Here is a 19,010-nt window from a genome sequence, read left to right on the forward strand (position 1 = left end):
CATTAGGCCGCCGGGCAAGTCGTGCCCTTCTGCGGCATCTTGCCGTCGATCAGGTACGCGTCCACGATCCCCTGCACGCACTTGCTGCCCGACAGGTACGCCCCGTGCCCCTCGCCCTCGTACGTCACCAGCGTCGCGGTCTTGAGCTGGGCCGTCAGCTTGGGCGCCCACTGGTACGGCGTGGCCGGGTCGCCCTTGCCGCCCACCACCAGGATCGGCGCGGAGCCGGTGGCGTCCACGTGCCTGGCCTCGTCGCTGCCCTTGGCCGGCCAGACCCGGCACAGCCCGCCCGAGCCCTCGCTGCCGAACAGCGGCGAGATCTTCAGCGCCGCCGCCTCCGTGCGGCGCAGCGTCGCCTCGTCGGGCCGCTCGGCGGTGTCGACGCAGGTGATGGCGGGGAAGCTGGTCATCTGCGTGGAGTAGTTGCCGTTCTGGTCGCGCCCGGTGTAGGAGTCGGCGAGGTACATCAGCGCCTCGCCCCGCCCCTTGAGCGCCTCGCCCAGCGCCTGCTCAAGGAACGGCCAGGTCAGCTCCGAGTAGAGCGCGGCGGCCACGCCGGTGGAGGCCAGGCCCTGGGTCAGCGCGCGGCCGCCCACCTGCAGCGGCTTGGTGGTCAGCTGGTTCATCAGCCGGGCCACGTTCGCGTTGGCCTCCTCGGGCGTCTTGCCGACCGCGCAGCTGCCCTCCTTCACGCACGCCTTGAGGAAGCTCTCGTACGCCTGCTGGAAGCCGCGCGTCTGGGCCAGTGTGCGCTGCTCGAACGTGACCGTCGGGTCGAGCGGCGCGTCGAGCACCATGCGGCCGACGTTCTTCGGGAACAGGGTGGCGTAGACGCCGCCGAGCTGGGTGCCGTACGACATGCCGACGTAGTTGAGCTTGGGGTCGCCGACGGCCTCGCGGATGCGGTCCATGTCGCGGGCGGCGTTCACGGTGCCGACGTAGGGCAGGATCTTGCCGGAGTGCTCCTGGCAGAGGGCGGCGAACTCCTTGTTGGCCGCCTCGGCCGCCTGGTGCGTCTGCGCGTCGGCCGGCAGCGTGTTGAGCGAGGTGAACCTGTCCATCTCGGCGCCGTCGCCGCAGCGCACGCCGGAGCTGCGCTCGACGCCGCGCGGGTCGAAGCTGATCAGGTCGTAGCGGGCGCGCAGCGCGGTCAGCGCCTTGGCGGCCTGGTCGAGCGTGTCGACGCCGGAGGCCCCTGGCCCGCCGAAGTTGAACACCATCGAGCCGAGCTTCTTCGCCTTGCCGGTGGCGGGCAGCTTGATGAGCGCCAGGTCGATCTTCTCGCCGTCCGGCTTGGCGTAGTCGAGGGGCACCGCGAGCTTGCCGCACCGGACGGAGGCGTCCTGGCGGGCGGGCGGCTCGCCGTCGGGACGCTTGATGTCGGTGCACGGCCCCCAGGCGATCGACCCTGATGCGGCGGGCCCGGGGCTCGCGCCGTCGAGGGCCTCCGAGGCCGGCTGGGCGGGTGCGGTGGAGCAGCCGGCGGCCGCCAGGACCAGGGCGGCGGCTATAACGCGACGCATGACGAAACTTCCCCTCACATCTCTTCAGGGGGAAGTAGTGCCCACAATACGGCAACGTGCACCAATGGTGAGTGAGGCGGCACGTACCCCCTCCTGAACCTGCCGCCTCAGATGCCCGGCGGCCGGGACGGCCTGATATGACGGCGCTCCCGCGAAGATCTTCGCGGGAGCGCCGTATCTCGGTCGGGTCAGACGCCCATCGACTGGGTGTCGTTGCTCTCCGCGCCGCCCGCCTCGGTGACGCCGTTCTTGAGGTGGTAGCGGGCGATGGCCTCGCGCAGCACCTCGCCGTCGAGCTCGCCCCGCTTGACCAGGCTGCTCAGCACGGCCAGCGTGATCGAGGCGGCGTCGACGTGGAAGTGGCGGCGCAGCGCCGAGCGGGTGTCGGACAGGCCGAACCCGTCGGTGCCCAGCGAGGACCAGTCACCCGGCACCCACTGCGCGATCTGGTCCTGCACGGCCTTCATGTAGTCGCTGACGCCCACGAACGGGCCCTGCGCCTGGGACAGCGCCTGCGTGACGTAGGGGACGCGGCGCTCGGCGTCGGGGTTGAGCAGGTTGTGCTCGTCGCACGCCAGCGCCTCGCGGCGCAGCTCCGACCACGACGTCGCCGACCACAGCGTGGCGGACACGCCCCAGTGCTCGGCCAGCAGCCGCTGCGCCTCCACGGCCCACGGGCCCGCCACGCCGGAGGACAGGATGTTGGCCTTGGGCCCCTGCGTCTCCGGGCCGTCGGCGAACTTGTACAGGCCCTTGAGCAGGCCCTGCACGTCGATGTCGGCCGGCTGGGCCGGCTGCAGGTAGGGCTCGTTGTAGACGGTCAGGTAGTAGAAGACGTCCTCGGGCTGGTCGCCGTACATGCGCCTGAGGCCGTCCTTGACGATGTGGGCCACCTCGAACGCCCACGACGGGTCGTAGGCGACGACGGCCGGGTTCGTCGAGGCGATGAGCGGCGTGTGGCCGTCCTCGTGCTGCAGGCCCTCGCCGTTGAGCGTGGTGCGGCCCGCGGTGGCGCCCAGCAGGAAGCCGCGGCCCATCTGGTCGCCCATCTGCCACATCTGGTCGCCGGTGCGCTGGAACCCGAACATCGAGTAGAAGATGTAGATCGGGATCATGTGCTCGCCGTGCGTGGCGTAGGAGGTGCCGGCCGCGATCGCCGAGGCCATCGAGCCCGACTCGCTGATGCCCTCGTGCAGGATCTGCCCCTGCGTCGCCTCCTTGTACGACAGCAGCAGCTCCCTGTCGACGGCCTCGTACGTCTGCCCGTGGGGCGAGTAGATCTTGGCCGTCGGGAACATGGCGTCCATGCCGAACGTACGGGCCTCGTCGGGGATGATCGGCACGAACCGGTGGCCGATCTCCTTGTCGCGCATGAGGTCCTTCAGCAGCCGCACGAACGCCATCGTGGTGGCGACCTGCTGCTTGCCCGAGCCCTTCTGGAAGGTGGCGTAGACCTCGTCGCCGGGCAGCTTGACCGGCTTGGCGCGGATGACCCGCTTGGGCAGCACGCCGCCGAGCGCCGCGCGGCGCTCCTTCATGTACTGGATCTCGGGGTCGTTCTCGCCCGGGTGGAAGTAAGGAGGCAGGTCGCCCTCCAGCGCGGAGTCGGGGATCGGCAGGTAGAGCCGGTCCCTGAACTCCTTGAGCTCGGCCTTGGTGAGCTTCTTCATCTGGTGGGTGGCGTTGCGCGCCTCGAAGTCCTTGCCCAGCGTCCAGCCCTTGATGGTCTGGGCGAGGATCACCGTCGGCTGGCCGACGTGCTCGCGGGCCGCCTTGAACGCGGCGTAGACCTTGCGGTAGTCGTGGCCGCCGCGCGACAGCTTGCGGATGTCGTCGTCGGTGAGGTGCTCGACCATCTTGCGCAGGCGCGGGTCGGAGCCGAAGAAGTGGTCGCGGATGTAGGCGCCCGACTCGACCGAGTAGGTCTGGAACTGGCCGTCGGGGGTCGTGTTCATCTGGTTGACCAGCACGCCGTCGACGTCGGCCGCCAGCAACGGGTCCCAGTCGCGGCCCCAGACGACCTTGATCACGTTCCAGCCGGCGCCACGGAAGTACGACTCCAGCTCCTGGATGATCTTGCCGTTGCCGCGTACCGGGCCGTCCAGCCGCTGCAGGTTGCAGTTGATCACGAACGTGAGGTTGTCGAGCTCCTCGCGCGCGGCCAGGCCGATCGCGCCCAGCGACTCGGGCTCGTCCATCTCGCCGTCGCCGAGGAAGGCCCAGACGTGGCTGCGGCTGGTGTCCTTGACCTGGCGGTTGAACAGGTAGCGGTTGAACCGCGCCTGGTAGATCGCGCCGATCGGGCCGAGACCCATCGACACCGTCGGGAACTCCCAGAAGTCGGGCATGAGCCGCGGGTGCGGGTAGGAGGGCAGTCCGTGGAAGCCGTGCGACAGCTCCTGGCGGAACGCGTCGAGCTGGGCCTCGTTGAGCCGGCCCTCGAGGAACGCGCGCGCGTAGATGCCCGGGGCCGCGTGACCCTGGAAGAAGACCTGGTCGCCGGACTCGCCGTGGTCCTTGCCGCGGAAGAAGTGGTTGAAGCCCACCTCATAGAGGGAGGCGGCCGAGGCGTAGGTGGCGATGTGGCCGCCGACGTTGGTGCGGGCGTTGGCTCGCGACACCATGACCGCCGCGTTCCAGCGGATGTAGGCACGGATGCGGCGCTCGACGTGCTCGTCACCCGGGAACCAGGGCTCGCGCTCCGGCGGAATGGTGTTGATGTAGTCGGTGCTGCGCAGGCCCGGCACGCCGACCTGGTGCTCGCGGGCCCGCTCCAGCATGCGCAGCATGAGATAGCGGGCTCTGGTGCGGCCCTCGGTCTTGACGACGTTGTCGAGAGACTCGAGCCACTCGTTGGTCTCGCTGGGATCGACATCAGGCAGCTGGCTGGGTAGGCCGTCGCTGATGATCGAGAATCGCTGGCGTCCGGAAGCCACTGGGTCTCGCCTTCCGAGATGGACTGATGTCTGGTCTGGGTCGCCTTCCATCCTGGTCTCTAGCCGGAGAAAACGCATCTCTACTAGCCAGTAACCAGAGTGTCCCTGCTGGCAGGGCCGCCCCTGATGGCCTAGACCACCGATGGTAGGACGAATCGCCACCAAAGGTTACATCCCGCAAGCAATTTAACAAGACCAGAAAACCAACGAAATTTCGCTCGATTCCCGGCTGCTTCCGCGATGTCTCCTCCGTAGCCTTAGCCTCCCCCTCGGGGGAGGCTTCTCACTCGCGGCGGGCGAGTCTATCCGGCCAGGTCGGCCGGGCGCTCAGGCCGGGATCGCGGCCGTCCGCCGGCCGCTCCTGGCCGGACCGCTCTTGGTTCAGGTGGCCCACGCGGATCATGCGCCGGCTTTCGGCGCGAGCGGGCGGCGGCTTCGGCCTGTTCCCGGGCTGCCCGCCGCGTTCTTTCTTGCGCCGTGGGGGCCTTGCGCCGGTGTGCCCTGGAGGCTCTTCGCACCCCTCTGTCCGGTGTCCCACCGCCCGGGCGCGTCGCCGCCGATCGGGGCTCCCAACCGTCGCTCTCGCGGTGGCGACGTCCGCTCCATGCACCGTAACGATCCGGTCATGATTCTGGAGCGCTCTCCAGACCCGGCAAAACTTAGGAATCTCACTTTTCGTACGGCATTCCGCGTACCAATGTGAGAGGTATGAATGCGACGGTTGGCGATCGGCTCCTGGTACATGGCAATACCGTGGGCGAAAGTGACAGGAGTGGCGTAATCACTGAGGTCCAGGGCGTGGACGGCGCGCCCCCGTACCGGGTCCAGTACGACGACGGGCACACCTGCCTGGTCTTTCCCGGGCCCGATGCCGTGGTGGTGCATCAGTAAGATTTTCGCGTGAGATCTGAAATCATCGCTGTGGCCACCGGTTCCCGGGAGACCGTGCACGACATCACGGCCGAATGCGCCGAATTCGTACGCGGTCAGGGCGGCGACGGGCTGCTGCACGTCTTCGTGCCCCACGCCACGGCCGGGGTCGCGCTGCTGGAGCTGGGCTCGGGCAGCGACGACGATCTGCTGGCCGCGCTGCGCGACCTGCTGCCCGCCGACGATCGATGGCGTCATGCCCACGGTTCGCGAGGTCACGGCAGGTCCCACGTGATGCCCGCACTGATCCCGCCGTACGCCACGATCCCCGTGCTGCGCGGGCGAATGGCACTGGGCACGTGGCAGTCGGTCGCCTTGATCGACCTGAACGTCGACAACCCGCAACGCCAGGTTCGGCTGTCGTTTTTGTCTGATTGATTCTGGCCGACCAGGGCCGTACCCGTGGCGACCGTTGACGACTGAGGGTCACAGCGTGTGGACTGTGCCGAAGCGATAAACCGCATAAGCGGGGCCACTCAAGCAGGAGGGATAAACGTGAGCGCGACCGCGGGTCAGGCGCAGGGCGAGCGCGGCCTGGCCGAACGACTCGGCCTCAAGCCGGGTCAGGTGGTGCAGGAGATCGGTTGGGACGAGGACGTCGACGACGAGCTTCGCGACTCCATCGAAGACCTGACCGGCAACGAGCTGCTGGATGAGGACAGTGATGACGTCGTCGACGTGGTGCTGCTGTGGTGGCGCGACGGTGACGGCGACCTCTTCGACGCTCTGACCAACGCCATGCGAGCACTCGCCGACGGCGGCCAGATCTGGCTGCTGACTCCCAAGGCCGGGCGCGATGGCCACGTGGAGCCGAGCGACATCGGGGAGGATGCCGCTACCGCGGGTCTCTCGCAGACGAGCAGCATCTCCGCCGCACCCGACTGGTCCGGGACCAGGCTCGTCCCGCCGAAGGGCAGCCGCCGGTAGGAGTCCCGAGCGCGTGCCGTACGGCAGGATGGACCTGTGAACGCACATCCTGCCGAGGTCGGCGCCCAGGCTCCTCATTTCGAGCTACAGGACCAGCACGGCACCCCGGTGAGCCTGCGACAGTTCCGGGGCGAGAAGGTCGTGCTGGTCTTCTATCCGCTGGCGTTCAGCGGCATCTGCGGCAGCGAGCTGTCCGCCCTGCGCGATCAGCCCATCGAGGGCGCGCGGTTGCTGACCGTGTCCGTCGACTCGGTCTTCACCCACCGCGCGTGGGCGGATCGCGAGGGTTACACGTTCTCCCTGCTGTCTGATTTCTGGCCACACGGACAGGTCGCGCAGGCGTACGGTGTGTTCGATGAGGCGAAGGGGCTCGCGCAGCGGGGGACCTTCATCATCGACGGCGAGGGTGTGATCCGGTGGTCGGTGGTCAATCCGATCTCCTCAGCACGTGACGTCGCCGACTATGTCAAGGCACTCGCCGATATCGTATGACGTTCAAGGACATCGCCGACTTCGGAGGAAACGATGCCCTGCTTCCGGTGCGGGGCCCGGCAGACGGACCCGGTGCGCGGAGCCAGCCCGTGGCAGCGCGGAGTGCGCCACGAGTCCCAGGTGCTCATCTGCCCTGACTGTCAGCGGCTGCACGACCTCGACCTCGACTCCTGCTCGACATGCGGGTCCACGGCGCTGTTCTGCCGGCTGGGCGAGGTGGAGTGCCGGGGATGCGGCGCCGTCTGGATGGCCCGCTCGTCCACCGACCCCATCCACCCACCCGCCGTCGCCGCACCGCCAGGATTGTCGGCCGAGGTGGAGGCGGCGCTCAACCGGGTCCTTGGGCGGGCCTGAGGGGGCTTGTGCGGGGTTGCGGGTGCGTGGCGGGCTTTGGGGTGCTTCACTTGGGTTCGCGGGGCTGTGTGATGGTCTGGGGCGTCTTGAATGGGATGCGCGCCTCAGCTTGATCGTGTCTGGGACGCCGCACCCAAGATGTCTGGGACGTCCTGCCCCCGGACCCCGGGCAGGTCGTGAATCCCTGCCACGAACCCTCTGCCACGGACCCTTGCTACTGATTCCTGCCGCGGACCTCTGCCGCGGCCCCCTGGCATGGCCCCCTGGCACGGCCCCCTGGCACGGCCCCCTGCCGCGGCCCCCTGGCACGGCCCCCTGGCACGGCCCCCTGCCACGGCCCCCTGGCACGGGCCCCGGTTTGGCTGGTTGATCAAGGTCGTGGTCGGCGGCCGATCGATGTCGCGTTCACGTGCTGATCTTGTGCCTGGGGCCGGACGCCCTTTCCGGACATTTGCTGAGCTGCGCTATCGTCTCCTTCCGTGTCCGCAATGAGTTCGTTCGTCGTCGCGCTTGACGTCGGTGGCACGTCCATGAAGGGCGGCCTGGTCAGCGAGTCCGGCGCGGTGCTGCTGAGCGAGCGGCGCCCCACCCCTCGGACCGAGGGACCGGAGGCGGTCGTGGCCGCGATCTCCGACTTCATCAGCCACCTGGCCGGATCGGGCGACGGCATCCCCGCAGGCGTCGGGCTCGCCGTACCGGGGCTGGTGACGGAGAGCACCGCCGTATACGCGACGAACCTGGGCTGGCGCGACGTCCCCGCCACGGACTTCACCACCCTGGACATCCCGGTCATGCTCGGGCACGACGTACGCACCGGGGGCCTGGCGGAGAGCATCCTCGGCTCGGGCCGCGGCGTCTCCGACTTCCTCTTCCTCCCCATCGGCACGGGCATCGCCGGCGCCTCGATCATCAACGGCGAACCGTACGGCGGCGCCGCCGGCTGGGCGGGCGAGATCGGCCACACCCCCGTCTTCCCCGACGGTGAACAGTGCGCGTGCGGGCAGTTCGGCTGCCTGGAGACGTACGCGTCGGCGGCCTCCGTCGGGCGCCGCTACAGCCAGCGAGCCGGCGTGGAGGGCGTCAAGGCCGAGCAGGTGGTCTCCTCCGACGACCCCATCGCCATCGAGGTATGGGACGAGGCCGTGGAGGCGCTGTCGCTGGCGCTGGCCACGTACACGCTGCTCTTGGACCCGTCCGTCATCGTCCTCGGCGGCGGCCTCGCCGAAGCCGGCCCCGCCCTGTTCGACCCCGTACGCACGCGCCTGATCAAGCGCCTGGCCTTCCGCGAGGCGCCCCCGCTCGTCCCCGCCGCACTCGGCGTGGACGCCGGCATGCTCGGCGCCGCCCTCCTGGGCTGGCGCGCCGCCGGCCGCCCCGAGCTGGGGCCCGGGTGGGTGGTGGATGTGCGATCGGGCCCGTTGGTGTCGTAAGGTGTAGTGCCGATCAGGGGCGGTTAGCTCAGCGGTAGAGCACTCGCCTTACAAGCGAGGGGTCACTGGTTCGAACCCAGTACCGCCCACCTGCGAAAACAAGTGATGTTCGATCTTGAAAACGGCGACTGAGTGACTAAGTGAGTGACTAACTCCCGAAGATCCTGTCCATCGCCGCAGCTCCCTGCATGATCACAGGCCGGATCTGGTGCCGGTAGACCGTCTCGGTGACCACCGTGTTGGAGTGGCCGACCAGGCGCGAGATGTCCTCGATGGGGACGCCGGAGTCTGACAGCACGGACACAAAGCTGTGGCGTAGCTCGCGAGGTGACCACTTTCGTTCGGTGAGCCCCGCCGCCACGACGACCTTGCGGAAGTCACGCCGTACGTTGTGAGCCGTGACGGGTGTGCCCGTTCGCGTGCAGAACACGAGGTCGGTGTCCTGCCATCGGTTGCCCGCTTTCTCCCTCGCGAGGTCCTGCGCTTCCTTGAGGAGGCGCAACGCGTCCACGCAGCGCTGGGGGAGCTTGAGTGACCGGCGGGACTTCACCGTCTTGGTGTCGCCCTTCTGCCGGACGGATCGCCAGACGTAGACCGCGAAGTCGGTGTGCTCCCAGCCCGCCTCTGCCACCGGCAGCCAGGCTTCACGGCTCTCGTCGTACGCCACGACGTGCGACCAGAGCAGTGCCCGCAGTTCCTCCGTACGAGCCCCGGTCAGCAGGGACAAGACGATGTAGGCCCGTATGCGCTCGTTGCTCTTCTCCGCCTGGGCGAGAACGGCGAGAGCTTGGGCCAGCGTCAGGGCCTTGGACGGACGACCGGCGCGCCCCTCCGGGATGTCGCACAGATCCACGACGTTCCGCTTCACCTTGTCACGGCGCATGGCGCTCTTGACCGACCGGTTGAGGATGCCGTGGATCAGCTTCAGCGACCGGGTGCCCAGGTCACCGGTCTTACTGGTGAGCCACTTGTCCACGTCCTCCACCGAGAGGTCGCGCAGCTTGCGAGCGCCGAGGGCAGGGATCACGTGCTTGTCGGCGTAGGTGATGTACATCTTCACCGTGGCGTCCGACCTCCCACCGAGGCCGTGTTCCAGCCAGTAGCGCACCGCGTCGGCCACGGTGTAGTTGGTCGGCGCGATTGCCAGGCCGTCTTCGTAGTCGCGGATGATCTCTTTGAGCTTGGCCTTGGCTTCGGTCTTGGTCTTGCCGCTGGCCTTCTTGACGATGCGTTTGCCGGCCGGGGTGTAGCCGACCGTCACCGAGGCGATCCAGCGTTGCCGTTTGTCGTCCCAGTGCAGGCCGCCGTCGCCCCGGCTGCGTCGTTCGGTCATGATGCCTCCTGTTCGAGTAGTGCGATGTAGTCCTCAATGGCTGAGGCGGGGATGAGGCGTGTGCGCCCTTGGGTGACGGAGCGGAGCCGTCCTGAGCGGATGAGTTCGTAGATCACGCTGCGGCTGAGGCTGAGCAGGTGCATGGCTTCGCAGACGCGGTAGAGCCGCCGGTCGTGGGCGGGTAGGGGTGGGGTCATGCATCCGCCTGTTCTGCCGCGATCTGGCGGGCGGTCTGGACGCGGTGGCGGATGTGTTCGGCCATGATCGCTTCGCCTGGGGTGTGGCCGATTCCGGTGAATCGCCAGTGACCGAGGACGAGGGTGGTGGTGTCGTCGAGGGCGGGCAGGCCGTGGCGCTCGCGGGCTTCGGCGGCGCGGTGTGCTGCGCGGGCGTTGCGCAGGTCGGTGAGCTTGAGTGAGTAGGCGCGGCTCTTGCTGGAGAAGTGGCCGCGAAAGCCGAGCATGTGCGCCCAGGGGCGGAGGCGTAGTGCGCGGAACTCGGGACGTGCGCCGAGGTACCAGCAGGTACGGATCATGCGTCGGGCGTGGTCGGTGACGGGCAGGGCGTCGAGGTTCAGGCCGGGTTTGAGGCCGCTGCCGTGGCAGTGCCCGCAGGTTGTCATCGGGCTGAGCCGCCCGCGTCCGGCGCAGGATCGGCAGGACAGGCGGTGGTCGATGGTGCCGGAGGCTTCGGCGCCCTTGGTGGCGTACTTGGCGATGTAGGAGGCGACGGCTCGTTCGCTGAGCCCGTCGGCGTCGGGGTCGAGCAGGATGGGGCGGATGTCGAGCTGGTCGCCCCAGGTGAGGGTCCATCTGCCGAGGTCGCTCGGTGGTGTGGTGACGGTGACCTGGTGGACGGCGGGTGGGATGGCCTGGGTGAGCAGGTGGTGGTCTGCCCAGTCGGGTGGCGGCTGGGCAGGTCCGGCGGGTCCGTCGAGGCGGATGACGGCGTGGAAGTGGATCAGGCCGCGCCGCTGGTATTCGGCGACCTTGGCGAAGGACACCTTGGCGTGCTCGGCGAAGCCGCGACGGGTCATCCCGCTCTGGCGGGCCAGCTCTTGGCGGATGGCGAGGGTGAAGCGGTGCCACAGCGCGCCCGCGTGCGCCTGCCACAGCACCGCGCCGGTGTAGTCGTAGCAGTCGGGGCAGATCGGCTGGCCGAGCCGGTCGTCCTGGGGCTCGTGCCGGAGGTGGCAGCCGACCGGCCGCCCGTGCTCGCACACCCTGTCGCGGTTGCGGGGACGGCAGCGACGGCCGTCGCGGTGGGAGTGGACGGGACCGAAGGAGGGCGCGGTCAGGGTGACGAATGCCCGGGGGTGCGTGCTGACGGTCTCGGGCACGCCTTTGCCTCCTGACAGTCCTGCCCGGATCAGGTGGAACGTGTCGGCCTGGTAGGTCTGGGAGCAGGCCGGGCAGACCGAGGCCCGCCGGTTCCCGCAGGCCACCAAGAGATGTCCTGAGGGCTCACCGTCCGTGGTGTAGGCATGCAGGATTTCGCCCGTGCCCGCGTCCACGATCAATGACTGTCCGGCCAGGTGCACCGGATGGGCACACCCGCCGATCGCCGCGACCATGGACCTCCACCGTCCATAGCCGGGTGCGTTGATCAGGCGGGCCAGATCGGCCATCCAGTCGGCACCGAGTGACTCTTCCTCCTTGCTCATAGGGCACCACCTCCTCTGTTGGACTACCTGTAGTACAGGTTGACAGACATCGCGCTTGGTGGTCAACCTGTAGTACAAGTAGTCCTGAAAACTTCACCGAGGAAGGCCGACTATGGAGACCAGCACCGACGACAAGGACGCCCTCTGGCGCGTCATCGCCTCAGACCTTCGCGGCGCCATCCTCGACGGCCGCTATCCACCCGGCGGCGCGCTGCCCAGCGAACCGGAACTCGTCCGCAAGTACGACGTCTCCCGGCCCACCGTCCGCAAGGCCATCGAGACGCTGGTCTCCGAAGGGCTCGCCTACGTCATGCGCGGACGCGGCTCCTTCGTCCGCCCCATGCCCGAACGCCGCGCCATCGTTATCACCGACCGAGACCGGCCCGACCTCGCCGTCCCCGGCAACCACCCCGACGTCCAAGCCTTCGGCTGGGACCTCGCCCAACGCGACCACGAGACCCCGCTGTTCACCGGCGAGAAGACCACCGCCAGCCGGGACATCGCGATCATGCTCGGCGTCCGTCCCGGCCACCCGGTCATCCACCGCCGCAGCATGTGGCACCGTGGCCACACCGCCGCCATCCACGGCGCATCAGCCCGCCTGGAGATCAATTCCTACACCAACGCCGACATGCTCCCCGACTACGACGACCCCAAGCGCAACGCCCAATACCGCAAGCGCCCCGGCTTCTTCTATCAGTCGCTCATCCGGGAGCACGGCCCCGTCCGCTGGATGACCCTCACCACCGCCCGCATCGCCTACGAAGACGAACGCGCCGCACTCGGTATGGACTACGCCGAAGCCGTCCTCATCATCCGCCGCACCATGGCGCACCCCAACGGCCACCCCATCGAGGTCACCGAGGTCAAGGCCCCCGCCAACCGCTACGAGATCGGCTACCACCGCGAACTCGCCGACGACCCCGACGACGACTTCACGCCACAGGAACTCAGCGACAACGGCATAGACCTCGTGATCTAGACGGTCCACCGGGCGTCGGTCTGGCTCAGAGTTTCTTTACTGGTTCAAGGCGACGGCGCTCCGCGCCGTGCGCACGGCCCGCGCTCGCCCGCCGCCCGGGCGTGCGGCCTGGGGGCCGGTCCCGGGCGGCAGCGGCTCGGGCCGTACCGCCGCACGGCCGCCGCACCGCCGTACACCTTCCCCGGCCGACCTCCGCGCCGTCGCCGACGTTCCGCCGCCGGCCCCCACCGCTTCGCGGCCCTCCGGGTGCTTCGCATGGGCGCCGGCCGCTCCACTCACCAGGAACGGGGGACTCTTCAACCCTCATGCCTCCGGCGGGAGCGCTCCGGCCCCGAGGTGGGGGACCACCTCGCACGCCATCGACTCAGGCAAGCCCAGCAGCCCGGCTCCTCCGCATCAAGCCCGGCTCTGACCGCAGGACAACACATGACCGAGGAACGGCGACCGGCCGACGTACACGCGAAGCCGGGCTTGACGCTCCGTCCCCGGCCCGCTGCCGCTACGCGGTGAGTCGACGGCGTACGAGGTGGTGGGAGTGATCGGCATGCATACATGAGGGGTAGTGATGGCAGCCCGATGCGTTTCACGTCTGGGCTGCCATTGCGGGTGAGCCGCAGTTCGGTGGCTTACCGGGCGGCTCCGTCCAGCAGGGCCGCCCAGAGAGTCCATGCGTCGTTGATCGACATCGTGTGCGTCTCGTGCACCACATGCCCGCTGTGGTGCTGGACGGTACGCCGGATGAAGCCTCTGGCTCCGCTGGAGCACAGCTCATACACCGTGGCCTTGCACGCGCAGGTCCAGGCCAGCGGGCGAGGTCGTTCGAGGGCGTCGCAGGGTGGCGCCCACTCTATGCGTTGATGATCTTTTCGCAGCGTGCGTACGTGACGGCTTGCGCACTCACCGATGGCGATGCCACGAAGGTTCTGAGCTGGTGTCATGGCGGCATCATAAGCTCATCAAGCCATAGCGCGCTATAGCGCACCTAGCGCGCTGTCCATCGCCATGGCGCAGTATGCATCCCTAGCGTTGCTGTAATGGTGGAGTTGAAGGCGAATCAGCCCAGGTGGCGGCAGGTGCACGCGATCATCGCCGAGCGCATTCGCACGGGCGAGTACAAGGCGGGGGAGCGCATCCCGTCCTTGATCGACCTCATCGAGGAGTTCGGCATCGCCAACGCCACCGGCCAGAAGGTCATGCGCGCCCTTCGCGCGGACGGGCTGATTCGTACGGAGCCCGGCATGGGCAGCTTCGTGACCACGCCCGAAGAGCGCAAGGAGATCGAGGCCGAGCGGGCGAAGCGCTCGAAGTCTGAGTGACCAACTGAGTGACAACCGCCGTGGACGGCCGTGGACGCTGGTGATCTTCCACGGTATGAAGGTCCAGGTGAGAGGCCGTTCGACCAGCCATCCCACCTGGCTGTGAGGCGACTTACAAGCGAGGGGTCACTGGTTCGAACCCAGTACCGCCCACCTGTGACATCAGCCCCGTCTCCGATCATGGGAACGGGGCTTCGTGCCATTAACCTGCCTTCCCGTGTTCCCTTTGCGGGACCGGGATCTTCACGGCCGCTTCAGGGGCGAGCGCCGAGGTCCATGTCCCTGACCCGGCACTACGGTCTTGCTCATCGTGGAGGTAGGCCGATACAGCACTCCGTCAGCGAGGCAGATGTTCTGCGAGAGCCGACTGGGGTCACCGCGCATGCATGCTAAGAGGTTGTTAGCTGTTTCCATCCGGGCTGGGCTGATGTTGGTGTTCGCCCTGATGGGTGGAGGCGCGCTCACTGCGTTGGGCATAACGGCCGGCGACTTTTCGGTGCCTCCTCCGGGAGGATTCTTGCGCTTGTCGGCATCGGGGTGGTTCTGGTGATGCTGGTCTGTTGCGCGCTTCTGGCGGGCGTCACCATACGGCTTTCGAGGTGCGCCTACGACGCGTTGAGGCCGCCGTTGACATGCGGGATCGCGGGCTGAGCCGAGCGACGAAGAGCAGGTGGCTCCAACTGGCAAGGCGTATGAGGGGTCGTCGGCTCGCCGCTCCCGCCAGTAACAGCCGCAACGCCCTGGCCGAGCTGCCCCTGCGCGCCGTCCGCTCATGATCCATAGTTTTCCGACAAGATCCATAAGTGGGGATTTTCTAGATCGACAAGCCGTAGCGTGAGGTCATCCGTACGGGCGGCGCGTGTGTCGCCCATAGAGGAAGGACGATGTCATGCGACGCAAAGCCGCACGTTTCGGCGTGACCATGGCCATGGCCGGCGCTCTCGCCACCGGAACCCTCACCGCCGCCCCGGCCAGCGCCGCGGCTGCCGGCTGGTTCCCGTACCAGGGCTTCCGGACGCTGACGACCTGCGTTCAGGCGGGGACGGCCAAGCTGATCATGGAGAACTACAAGGAATACGACTGCCGCTGGGACAGCCCGTTCTACATGCTCTGGCTGAGGAAGTAGCGGGATAGGATCTCCGGGAACGTGCCCGGTGCGCAGGCGAGGAATTCTTCTCCCGTGTGTCGCAGGTTCGAGTCCTGCCCGCAGGCTTCGGCCTCGGTAGCTCAGATGGCAGAGCATCGGTCGTGACGCTTCGCCGCTTTGATCTCGGGCACGTTCTCCTGACCTCGGGCTACGTTCGGGAGGCCTTTCGTGGTGCTCGATCGTGGCACGTCTCCCGTCGTGACGGAGCGGGAGCCGTCCTCCGGCACGTACGAGGGCGCCTCCGGCTACGTACGCGACCCCAAGAGCGCGCTCTTCCTCATCGCGGTCTCGAACATGGTCGGCGAGGACACCTATTACGAGCAGGCCGGTGATCGCGACGGCCGGTTCCGGCGGCTGGTCCACCGGGTGGCCGTCGAGGACGGTGAGTGGCTGGCCCGGTTCCTGCCGTGGCTGCGCTCTGAGGCGAACATGCGCTCCGCGTCGCTCGTCGCCGCGCTCGAAGCGGTCAGGGCGCGGCTCGCCGCGGGGCGGCATGGGCTGAACCGAGGGCTCGTCGACGGCGTGCTCCAGCGTGCGGACGAGCCGGGGGAAGCGCTCGCATACTGGACCTCCACGTACGGACGATCCATCCCGAAGCCGGTCAAGCGCGGCATCGCGGACGCCGTCCAGCGGCTCTACACCGAGCGCAACCTGCTCAAGTACGACACCGCCTCCCAGCCGTACCGCTTCGGGGACGTCATCGACCTCGTCCACCCGGCTCCACACCCGGACAAGCCATGGCAGGGGGACCTTTTCCGACATGCCCTCGACCGGCGTCACAACCGGGACAACGCCCTTCCCGACTCGCTGGCGATGCTGCGGCGGCGCGCGTACCTGATGTCGATCCCCGTCGCCGAGCGGCGCGCGCTCCTCACCCAGGGCCGGCCCGCGGCGACGCTCGCCGAGGCGGGCATGACCTGGGAAGCGCTCGCCGGATGGCTCCAGGGGCCCCTGGACGCGCAGGTGTGGGAGGCGATCATCCCGAGCATGGGGTACATGGCCCTGCTCCGTAACCTGCGCAACTTCGACGCGGCCGGCATCAGCGACGCCGTCGCCGAACAGATCATGGCGAAGCTCGCGGACCCGGACGAGGTGGCCAGGTCGCGGCAGCTGCCGTTCCGGTTCTACTCCGCGTACCGGACGTCCTCGTCGTCGCGGTGGGGGTCCACGCTGGACCGGGCGCTCACGCTGGCGACCTCGAACGTGCCGTCGTTCAAGGGGCGGACGCTCGTCCTCGTCGACACGTCCGCGTCCATGACGTCGGGGGCGGTCGCGGCGCGTTCGTCGGTCTCGCCGGTGCAGGCGGCGGCGCTGTTCGGCGTCACGCTCGCCGTCCGGGGCTCACAAGTGGATCTGTACGGCTTCGCCGACGGGGTCTTCGAGCACCCCGTTCCTGCGGATGGCTCGGTGCTGGCGGAGATGCGGCGGTTCTGCCGGCGAATCGGAGCGGTCGGGCACGGTACGCGGATCGCGGAGGCCGTGCGGAGCACGTACCGAGGGCATGATCGCGTCGTCATCCTGTCGGACATGCAGACCATGACCCGCTCCATCGGGCGCGGCGTCACGTCGGCCGCACCTGAGCATGTCCCCATGTACGGCTTCAACCTTCAGGGTTATCGGTACGCCGCGATGCCGACCGGGCGGGGGAACCGGCACGAGTTCGGCGGTTTCTCCGACTCCATGTTCGCGTTGATTCCTTTGCTGGAGGCCGGGGGCGACGCCGGCTGGCCGTTCTAAGCGGTCGGGACCCAATAGCGGCGCTTCTGGTCGGTGACGTTGATCAATTGCCCGCCGTTGGCTTCGATGACCCGGCGGGAGGCGACATTGGTCTTGTCGCACATGACCAGCGCCTGGGAAATGCCCAGGCTTTTCGCGATCGGGAGCGCCGCGGCCAGCATGGCCGTCGCGTGGCCCTGGCGGCGTGCGCTGGGCCGGACGTCATAGCCGATGTGACCGCCCCACTTCTCCAGAGCCGGAGTGAGGTGGTGACGGATGGCCATTCTTCCGAGGAATCGCTCGCCGTCGGCCCACCACAGGGTGGTCATCGGCACGAATCCGGGACGTACGCCCGATGCGGTCCGCTCGTTGATGACGCGCACGGTGTACGCCTCGAAAGCCGCCGGATCCACGAGAGCCTGCGGGTCGACGTCCTCGACGAACCACGGCACCGGATAATCCTGGTCGGCGCGGAACTCTTTCACCGCGGCCACGAACGATGTCCTCAGTTTGCTGGTCGGGTCGATGAGTTCCGGCATGGCGACCATGATGCCCGGGTGGGTGTTGGGGACCAAGCGGATTTCAGCGGTGTGGGAAAGGACGGGACGTGCGGATCTGGGTGGACTCCTCGGGCGGACCGCTGGCACTCGTGCCTGCGGAGGCGTTGCACGAGTGGACCGGCGTGAACGGCGCCGATTACGACGCGGCATGCGCGGTTGAAAGCTTCGGGGTCATCAGATTTGGAAAAGACCGGTCGGCATTGATTGTCTGGGATGAGCCTGCGCGGACCACGTTCTTCGAGCGGCTCTTCGTGCAGTGGATGTACGCCGATTCCGATGCTGACGTGGAGCAGGCGGTGTCGGACCTGCGCGACGTCGTCTGGGAGCAAGGGCCGATCGTGGACGTCGGCGGGCCGATGGTGCTTCTCGACGCCGCGGCGCCTGGAGCAGAGGTACGGATCGACCAGGCGCGGGGCGAGATGGATGCGGAGGCGATCAGCGTCGAGATCGAGCCGGGCTTGTATCGGGTGGACTGCGGCGAAGTCAGCCTGGACGAACGCACCTGCTTCCGCTGCTACCACCTCGTCGCCCTCGCCTAGGCTGATCCCGAGCGGCGACGACGGCTCCGGACGAGCGGCTTGCAGGTCGGCGGTATGTGGAGTCTTTCCGCCGGGACGCTTCTGCTCGCGGCCCGATGTGGCCGTCTCAATGCGAACGATCTTCGTGGCGAATCATCATGTAGCGCAATGGTACGGACACGCACAGTAGTGCCCGGACAGGCGGAGCGGCATGAGGGAGGAGCTGTGGGTTGCATGGCTGAATGTCAGTGCAAAGACCGCAGAGAAGATCCAGAATCGCCATGGACTGAGCGCCCTTGAGGTAAGGGACGCGGTGGTGTGCCGTGAGGGACTGGTGTACACCTGGCACCATCATCCGGAGCGTGGCGTCCGAGCCCTGGTGCAGGTGCGCATACGGGGGATGACGACGCTGGTCGTCCTCTATCCCGCCACTGAACTTGACGGTGATGTCTACAACCTCGGCAGCGCGTACCCGATCTGATCGTCGCTGGTCTCAAGCATGCTCTGGAGGGCATCATGACGTACATGAGCGCCAACGATTTCTACGAAGAGGACGAACCCGTCCAAGACATCCTTGAGGCGTTCGAGCGTGGCGAGAAGCGGGTGACCCGCAGGCCCGATCGTGGGTTCAACGAGCACCTGACGATCGTGGGGACGCCCACGGTCGGGGAGACCAGGACGAGCGGCTCCGTACTGGTCAACGTCTGCTGATGGCCGCACCTATCGATATCCAGCTCATCTTGTGTGATGCGGCTGTCTCTGATCCGAGCGGCAAGGTGCACATGCTCGGCGCCGGTTGGTCCGTAACCGGAGCGCCTATCGCGCCACATGCTGTCGTCGTGCTGATGGGCATCCCGCGGGATCGCGCGAACCAGAAGATTCCACTTCGGCTCCAACTCTGTGATGAGAACGGTCAGCCGGTTCAGGTGACCAAGCCGGATGGCGAGCGGACGCCGATCGTTCATAGCGGCGATCTCGAGATAGGGCAGCCGCCCGAGCTTGCGGCAGAAACGCTGATCGATGCGGCATTCAGCGTCAGCATTCCTCCTCTCCAGCTTGGACCTGGGCGCTACCAATGGCGAGTTCAGGTGGGCGAGCAAGTGGTCAGCAAGTCGTTCACCGCTCAGCAGGGACGCGACCAATACACGTCGGAGTAGCGGATACAGGTGGCGCGGTTCAGGCC

The 19,010-nt window shown here is 67.8% G+C and carries 20 protein-coding genes and 1 tRNA gene; 15 read left to right on the forward strand and 6 right to left on the reverse strand.

Annotation, left to right across the window (positions count from 1 at the left end):
* Positions 1-2 precede the first annotated feature (2 nt).
* Both AB0K28_RS00695 and aceE read right to left on the reverse strand, forming a co-directional pair.
* Entirely contained in the window at positions 3-1,523 is a 1,521-nt protein-coding gene (locus AB0K28_RS00695; protein ID WP_364363381.1) for an alpha/beta hydrolase, read from the reverse strand.
* 188 nt (positions 1,524-1,711) lie between these two features.
* Positions 1,712-4,459 carry a pyruvate dehydrogenase (acetyl-transferring), homodimeric type gene (aceE, locus tag AB0K28_RS00700; protein WP_364363384.1) on the reverse strand — a complete coding sequence of 916 codons (2,748 nt, stop codon included), beginning with the start codon at positions 4,457-4,459 and terminating at the stop codon, positions 1,712-1,714.
* A 708-nt stretch (positions 4,460-5,167) separates the two neighbouring features.
* On the opposite strand from aceE, the gene AB0K28_RS00705 reads away from it, so the two are divergent.
* The 7 genes from AB0K28_RS00705 to AB0K28_RS00735 all read left to right on the forward strand — a co-directional run bounded on the left by AB0K28_RS00705 (position 5,168) and on the right by AB0K28_RS00735 (position 8,681).
* A complete protein-coding gene (locus AB0K28_RS00705; protein WP_345387644.1) occupies positions 5,168-5,350 on the forward strand; it encodes a DUF1918 domain-containing protein in 183 nt (60 codons plus the stop codon).
* A gap of 9 nt (positions 5,351-5,359) precedes the next feature.
* Positions 5,360-5,767 carry a secondary thiamine-phosphate synthase enzyme YjbQ gene (locus tag AB0K28_RS00710; RefSeq protein ID WP_364363387.1) on the forward strand — a complete coding sequence of 136 codons (408 nt, stop codon included), beginning with the start codon at positions 5,360-5,362 and terminating at the stop codon, positions 5,765-5,767.
* Between the two features lie 117 nt (positions 5,768-5,884).
* Positions 5,885-6,316 (forward strand): DUF3052 domain-containing protein, encoded by a 432-nt coding sequence (locus AB0K28_RS00715; protein WP_345387640.1) that lies wholly within the window; start codon positions 5,885-5,887, stop codon positions 6,314-6,316.
* A gap of 36 nt (positions 6,317-6,352) precedes the next feature.
* On the forward strand, positions 6,353-6,808 hold the full coding sequence (locus AB0K28_RS00720; RefSeq protein WP_345387638.1) for a peroxiredoxin: 456 nt from the start codon (positions 6,353-6,355) through the stop codon (positions 6,806-6,808).
* 72 nt (positions 6,809-6,880) lie between these two features.
* Positions 6,881-7,162, forward strand: a complete 282-nt coding sequence (locus AB0K28_RS00725; protein ID WP_345387636.1) for a hypothetical protein — start codon at positions 6,881-6,883, stop codon at positions 7,160-7,162.
* Between the two features lie 488 nt (positions 7,163-7,650).
* Positions 7,651-8,592 (forward strand): ROK family protein, encoded by a 942-nt coding sequence (locus AB0K28_RS00730; protein ID WP_364363392.1) that lies wholly within the window; start codon positions 7,651-7,653, stop codon positions 8,590-8,592.
* Positions 8,593-8,609: 17 nt separating this feature from the next.
* Positions 8,610-8,681 (forward strand) — tRNA-Val (locus tag AB0K28_RS00735).
* Positions 8,682-8,740: 59 nt separating this feature from the next.
* On the opposite strand, the gene AB0K28_RS00740 is transcribed toward AB0K28_RS00735, so the two are convergent.
* The 3 genes from AB0K28_RS00740 to AB0K28_RS00750 are packed head-to-tail and all read right to left on the reverse strand — an operon-like array spanning position 8,741 to position 11,588.
* Positions 8,741-9,925: a site-specific integrase gene (locus AB0K28_RS00740; RefSeq protein WP_364363395.1), complete on the reverse strand. Its 1,185-nt coding sequence runs from the start codon at positions 9,923-9,925 to the stop codon at positions 8,741-8,743.
* Positions 9,922-10,122: a helix-turn-helix domain-containing protein gene (locus AB0K28_RS00745; protein WP_345387630.1), complete on the reverse strand. Its 201-nt coding sequence runs from the start codon at positions 10,120-10,122 to the stop codon at positions 9,922-9,924. Before AB0K28_RS00745 ends, AB0K28_RS00740 begins: the two co-directional genes overlap by 4 nt.
* On the reverse strand, positions 10,119-11,588 hold the full coding sequence (locus AB0K28_RS00750) for a replication initiator (protein ID WP_364363398.1): 1,470 nt from the start codon (positions 11,586-11,588) through the stop codon (positions 10,119-10,121). The genes AB0K28_RS00745 and AB0K28_RS00750 overlap by 4 nt, the downstream gene beginning before the upstream one ends.
* Positions 11,589-11,700: 112 nt before the next feature.
* On the opposite strand from AB0K28_RS00750, the gene AB0K28_RS00755 reads away from it, so the two are divergent.
* The 4 genes from AB0K28_RS00755 to AB0K28_RS00770 all read left to right on the forward strand — a co-directional run bounded on the left by AB0K28_RS00755 (position 11,701) and on the right by AB0K28_RS00770 (position 16,770).
* Positions 11,701-12,570: a GntR family transcriptional regulator gene (locus AB0K28_RS00755; protein ID WP_364363401.1), complete on the forward strand. Its 870-nt coding sequence runs from the start codon at positions 11,701-11,703 to the stop codon at positions 12,568-12,570.
* A gap of 1,034 nt (positions 12,571-13,604) precedes the next feature.
* Positions 13,605-13,886 carry a winged helix-turn-helix domain-containing protein gene (locus tag AB0K28_RS00760; protein WP_364363404.1) on the forward strand — a complete coding sequence of 94 codons (282 nt, stop codon included), beginning with the start codon at positions 13,605-13,607 and terminating at the stop codon, positions 13,884-13,886.
* 889 nt (positions 13,887-14,775) lie between these two features.
* Complete coding sequence (locus AB0K28_RS00765) at positions 14,776-15,012, forward strand: hypothetical protein (protein ID WP_345387620.1); 237 nt, start codon at positions 14,776-14,778, stop codon at positions 15,010-15,012.
* 189 nt (positions 15,013-15,201) lie between these two features.
* Positions 15,202-16,770, forward strand: coding sequence for a TROVE domain-containing protein (locus AB0K28_RS00770; protein WP_364363407.1), 1,569 nt, complete (start codon positions 15,202-15,204; stop codon positions 16,768-16,770).
* On the opposite strand, the gene AB0K28_RS00775 is transcribed toward AB0K28_RS00770, so the two are convergent.
* Positions 16,767-17,288 carry a GNAT family N-acetyltransferase gene (locus AB0K28_RS00775; RefSeq protein ID WP_345387616.1) on the reverse strand — a complete coding sequence of 174 codons (522 nt, stop codon included), beginning with the start codon at positions 17,286-17,288 and terminating at the stop codon, positions 16,767-16,769. The genes AB0K28_RS00770 and AB0K28_RS00775 overlap by 4 nt on opposite strands.
* 68 nt (positions 17,289-17,356) lie before the next feature.
* On the opposite strand from AB0K28_RS00775, the gene AB0K28_RS00780 reads away from it, so the two are divergent.
* From AB0K28_RS00780 to AB0K28_RS00795, 4 genes are all read left to right on the forward strand, one after another.
* Positions 17,357-17,848 carry an Imm21 family immunity protein gene (locus tag AB0K28_RS00780; protein ID WP_364363411.1) on the forward strand — a complete coding sequence of 164 codons (492 nt, stop codon included), beginning with the start codon at positions 17,357-17,359 and terminating at the stop codon, positions 17,846-17,848.
* Positions 17,849-18,038: 190 nt separating this feature from the next.
* The gene (locus tag AB0K28_RS00785) at positions 18,039-18,308 is read left to right on the forward strand and encodes a hypothetical protein (RefSeq protein ID WP_355413216.1); all 270 of its coding nucleotides are present in this window, start codon (positions 18,039-18,041) and stop codon (positions 18,306-18,308) included.
* A 44-nt stretch (positions 18,309-18,352) separates the two neighbouring features.
* Positions 18,353-18,538, forward strand: a complete 186-nt coding sequence (locus tag AB0K28_RS00790; protein ID WP_345387610.1) for a hypothetical protein — start codon at positions 18,353-18,355, stop codon at positions 18,536-18,538.
* Complete coding sequence (locus tag AB0K28_RS00795) at positions 18,538-18,984, forward strand: hypothetical protein (protein ID WP_345387608.1); 447 nt, start codon at positions 18,538-18,540, stop codon at positions 18,982-18,984. Before AB0K28_RS00790 ends, AB0K28_RS00795 begins: the two co-directional genes overlap by 1 nt.
* Positions 18,985-19,010: the final 26 nt, after the last annotated feature.

It is taken from the genome of Nonomuraea sp. NPDC049504, from assembly GCF_040676845.1.
Taxonomy (GTDB): domain Bacteria; phylum Actinomycetota; class Actinomycetes; order Streptosporangiales; family Streptosporangiaceae; genus Nonomuraea; species Nonomuraea salmonea.

Coding starts and splice junctions, on each gene's coding strand:
- AB0K28_RS00695 (WP_364363381.1), bottom strand. CDS start 1,523: ATGCGTCGCGTTATAGCCGCCGCCCTGGTCCTGGCGGCCGCCGGCTGC.
- AB0K28_RS00705 (WP_345387644.1), top strand. CDS start 5,168: ATGAATGCGACGGTTGGCGATCGGCTCCTGGTACATGGCAATACCGTG.
- AB0K28_RS00730 (WP_364363392.1), top strand. CDS start 7,651: ATGAGTTCGTTCGTCGTCGCGCTTGACGTCGGTGGCACGTCCATGAAG.
- AB0K28_RS00740 (WP_364363395.1), bottom strand. CDS start 9,925: ATGACCGAACGACGCAGCCGGGGCGACGGCGGCCTGCACTGGGACGAC.
- AB0K28_RS00745 (WP_345387630.1), bottom strand. CDS start 10,122: ATGACCCCACCCCTACCCGCCCACGACCGGCGGCTCTACCGCGTCTGC.
- AB0K28_RS00750 (WP_364363398.1), bottom strand. CDS start 11,588: ATGAGCAAGGAGGAAGAGTCACTCGGTGCCGACTGGATGGCCGATCTG.
- AB0K28_RS00755 (WP_364363401.1), top strand. CDS start 11,701: ATGGAGACCAGCACCGACGACAAGGACGCCCTCTGGCGCGTCATCGCC.
- AB0K28_RS00760 (WP_364363404.1), top strand. CDS start 13,605: ATGGTGGAGTTGAAGGCGAATCAGCCCAGGTGGCGGCAGGTGCACGCG.
- AB0K28_RS00765 (WP_345387620.1), top strand. CDS start 14,776: ATGCGACGCAAAGCCGCACGTTTCGGCGTGACCATGGCCATGGCCGGC.
- AB0K28_RS00775 (WP_345387616.1), bottom strand. CDS start 17,288: ATGCCGGAACTCATCGACCCGACCAGCAAACTGAGGACATCGTTCGTG.
- AB0K28_RS00785 (WP_355413216.1), top strand. CDS start 18,039: ATGAGGGAGGAGCTGTGGGTTGCATGGCTGAATGTCAGTGCAAAGACC.
- AB0K28_RS00790 (WP_345387610.1), top strand. CDS start 18,353: ATGAGCGCCAACGATTTCTACGAAGAGGACGAACCCGTCCAAGACATC.
- AB0K28_RS00795 (WP_345387608.1), top strand. CDS start 18,538: ATGGCCGCACCTATCGATATCCAGCTCATCTTGTGTGATGCGGCTGTC.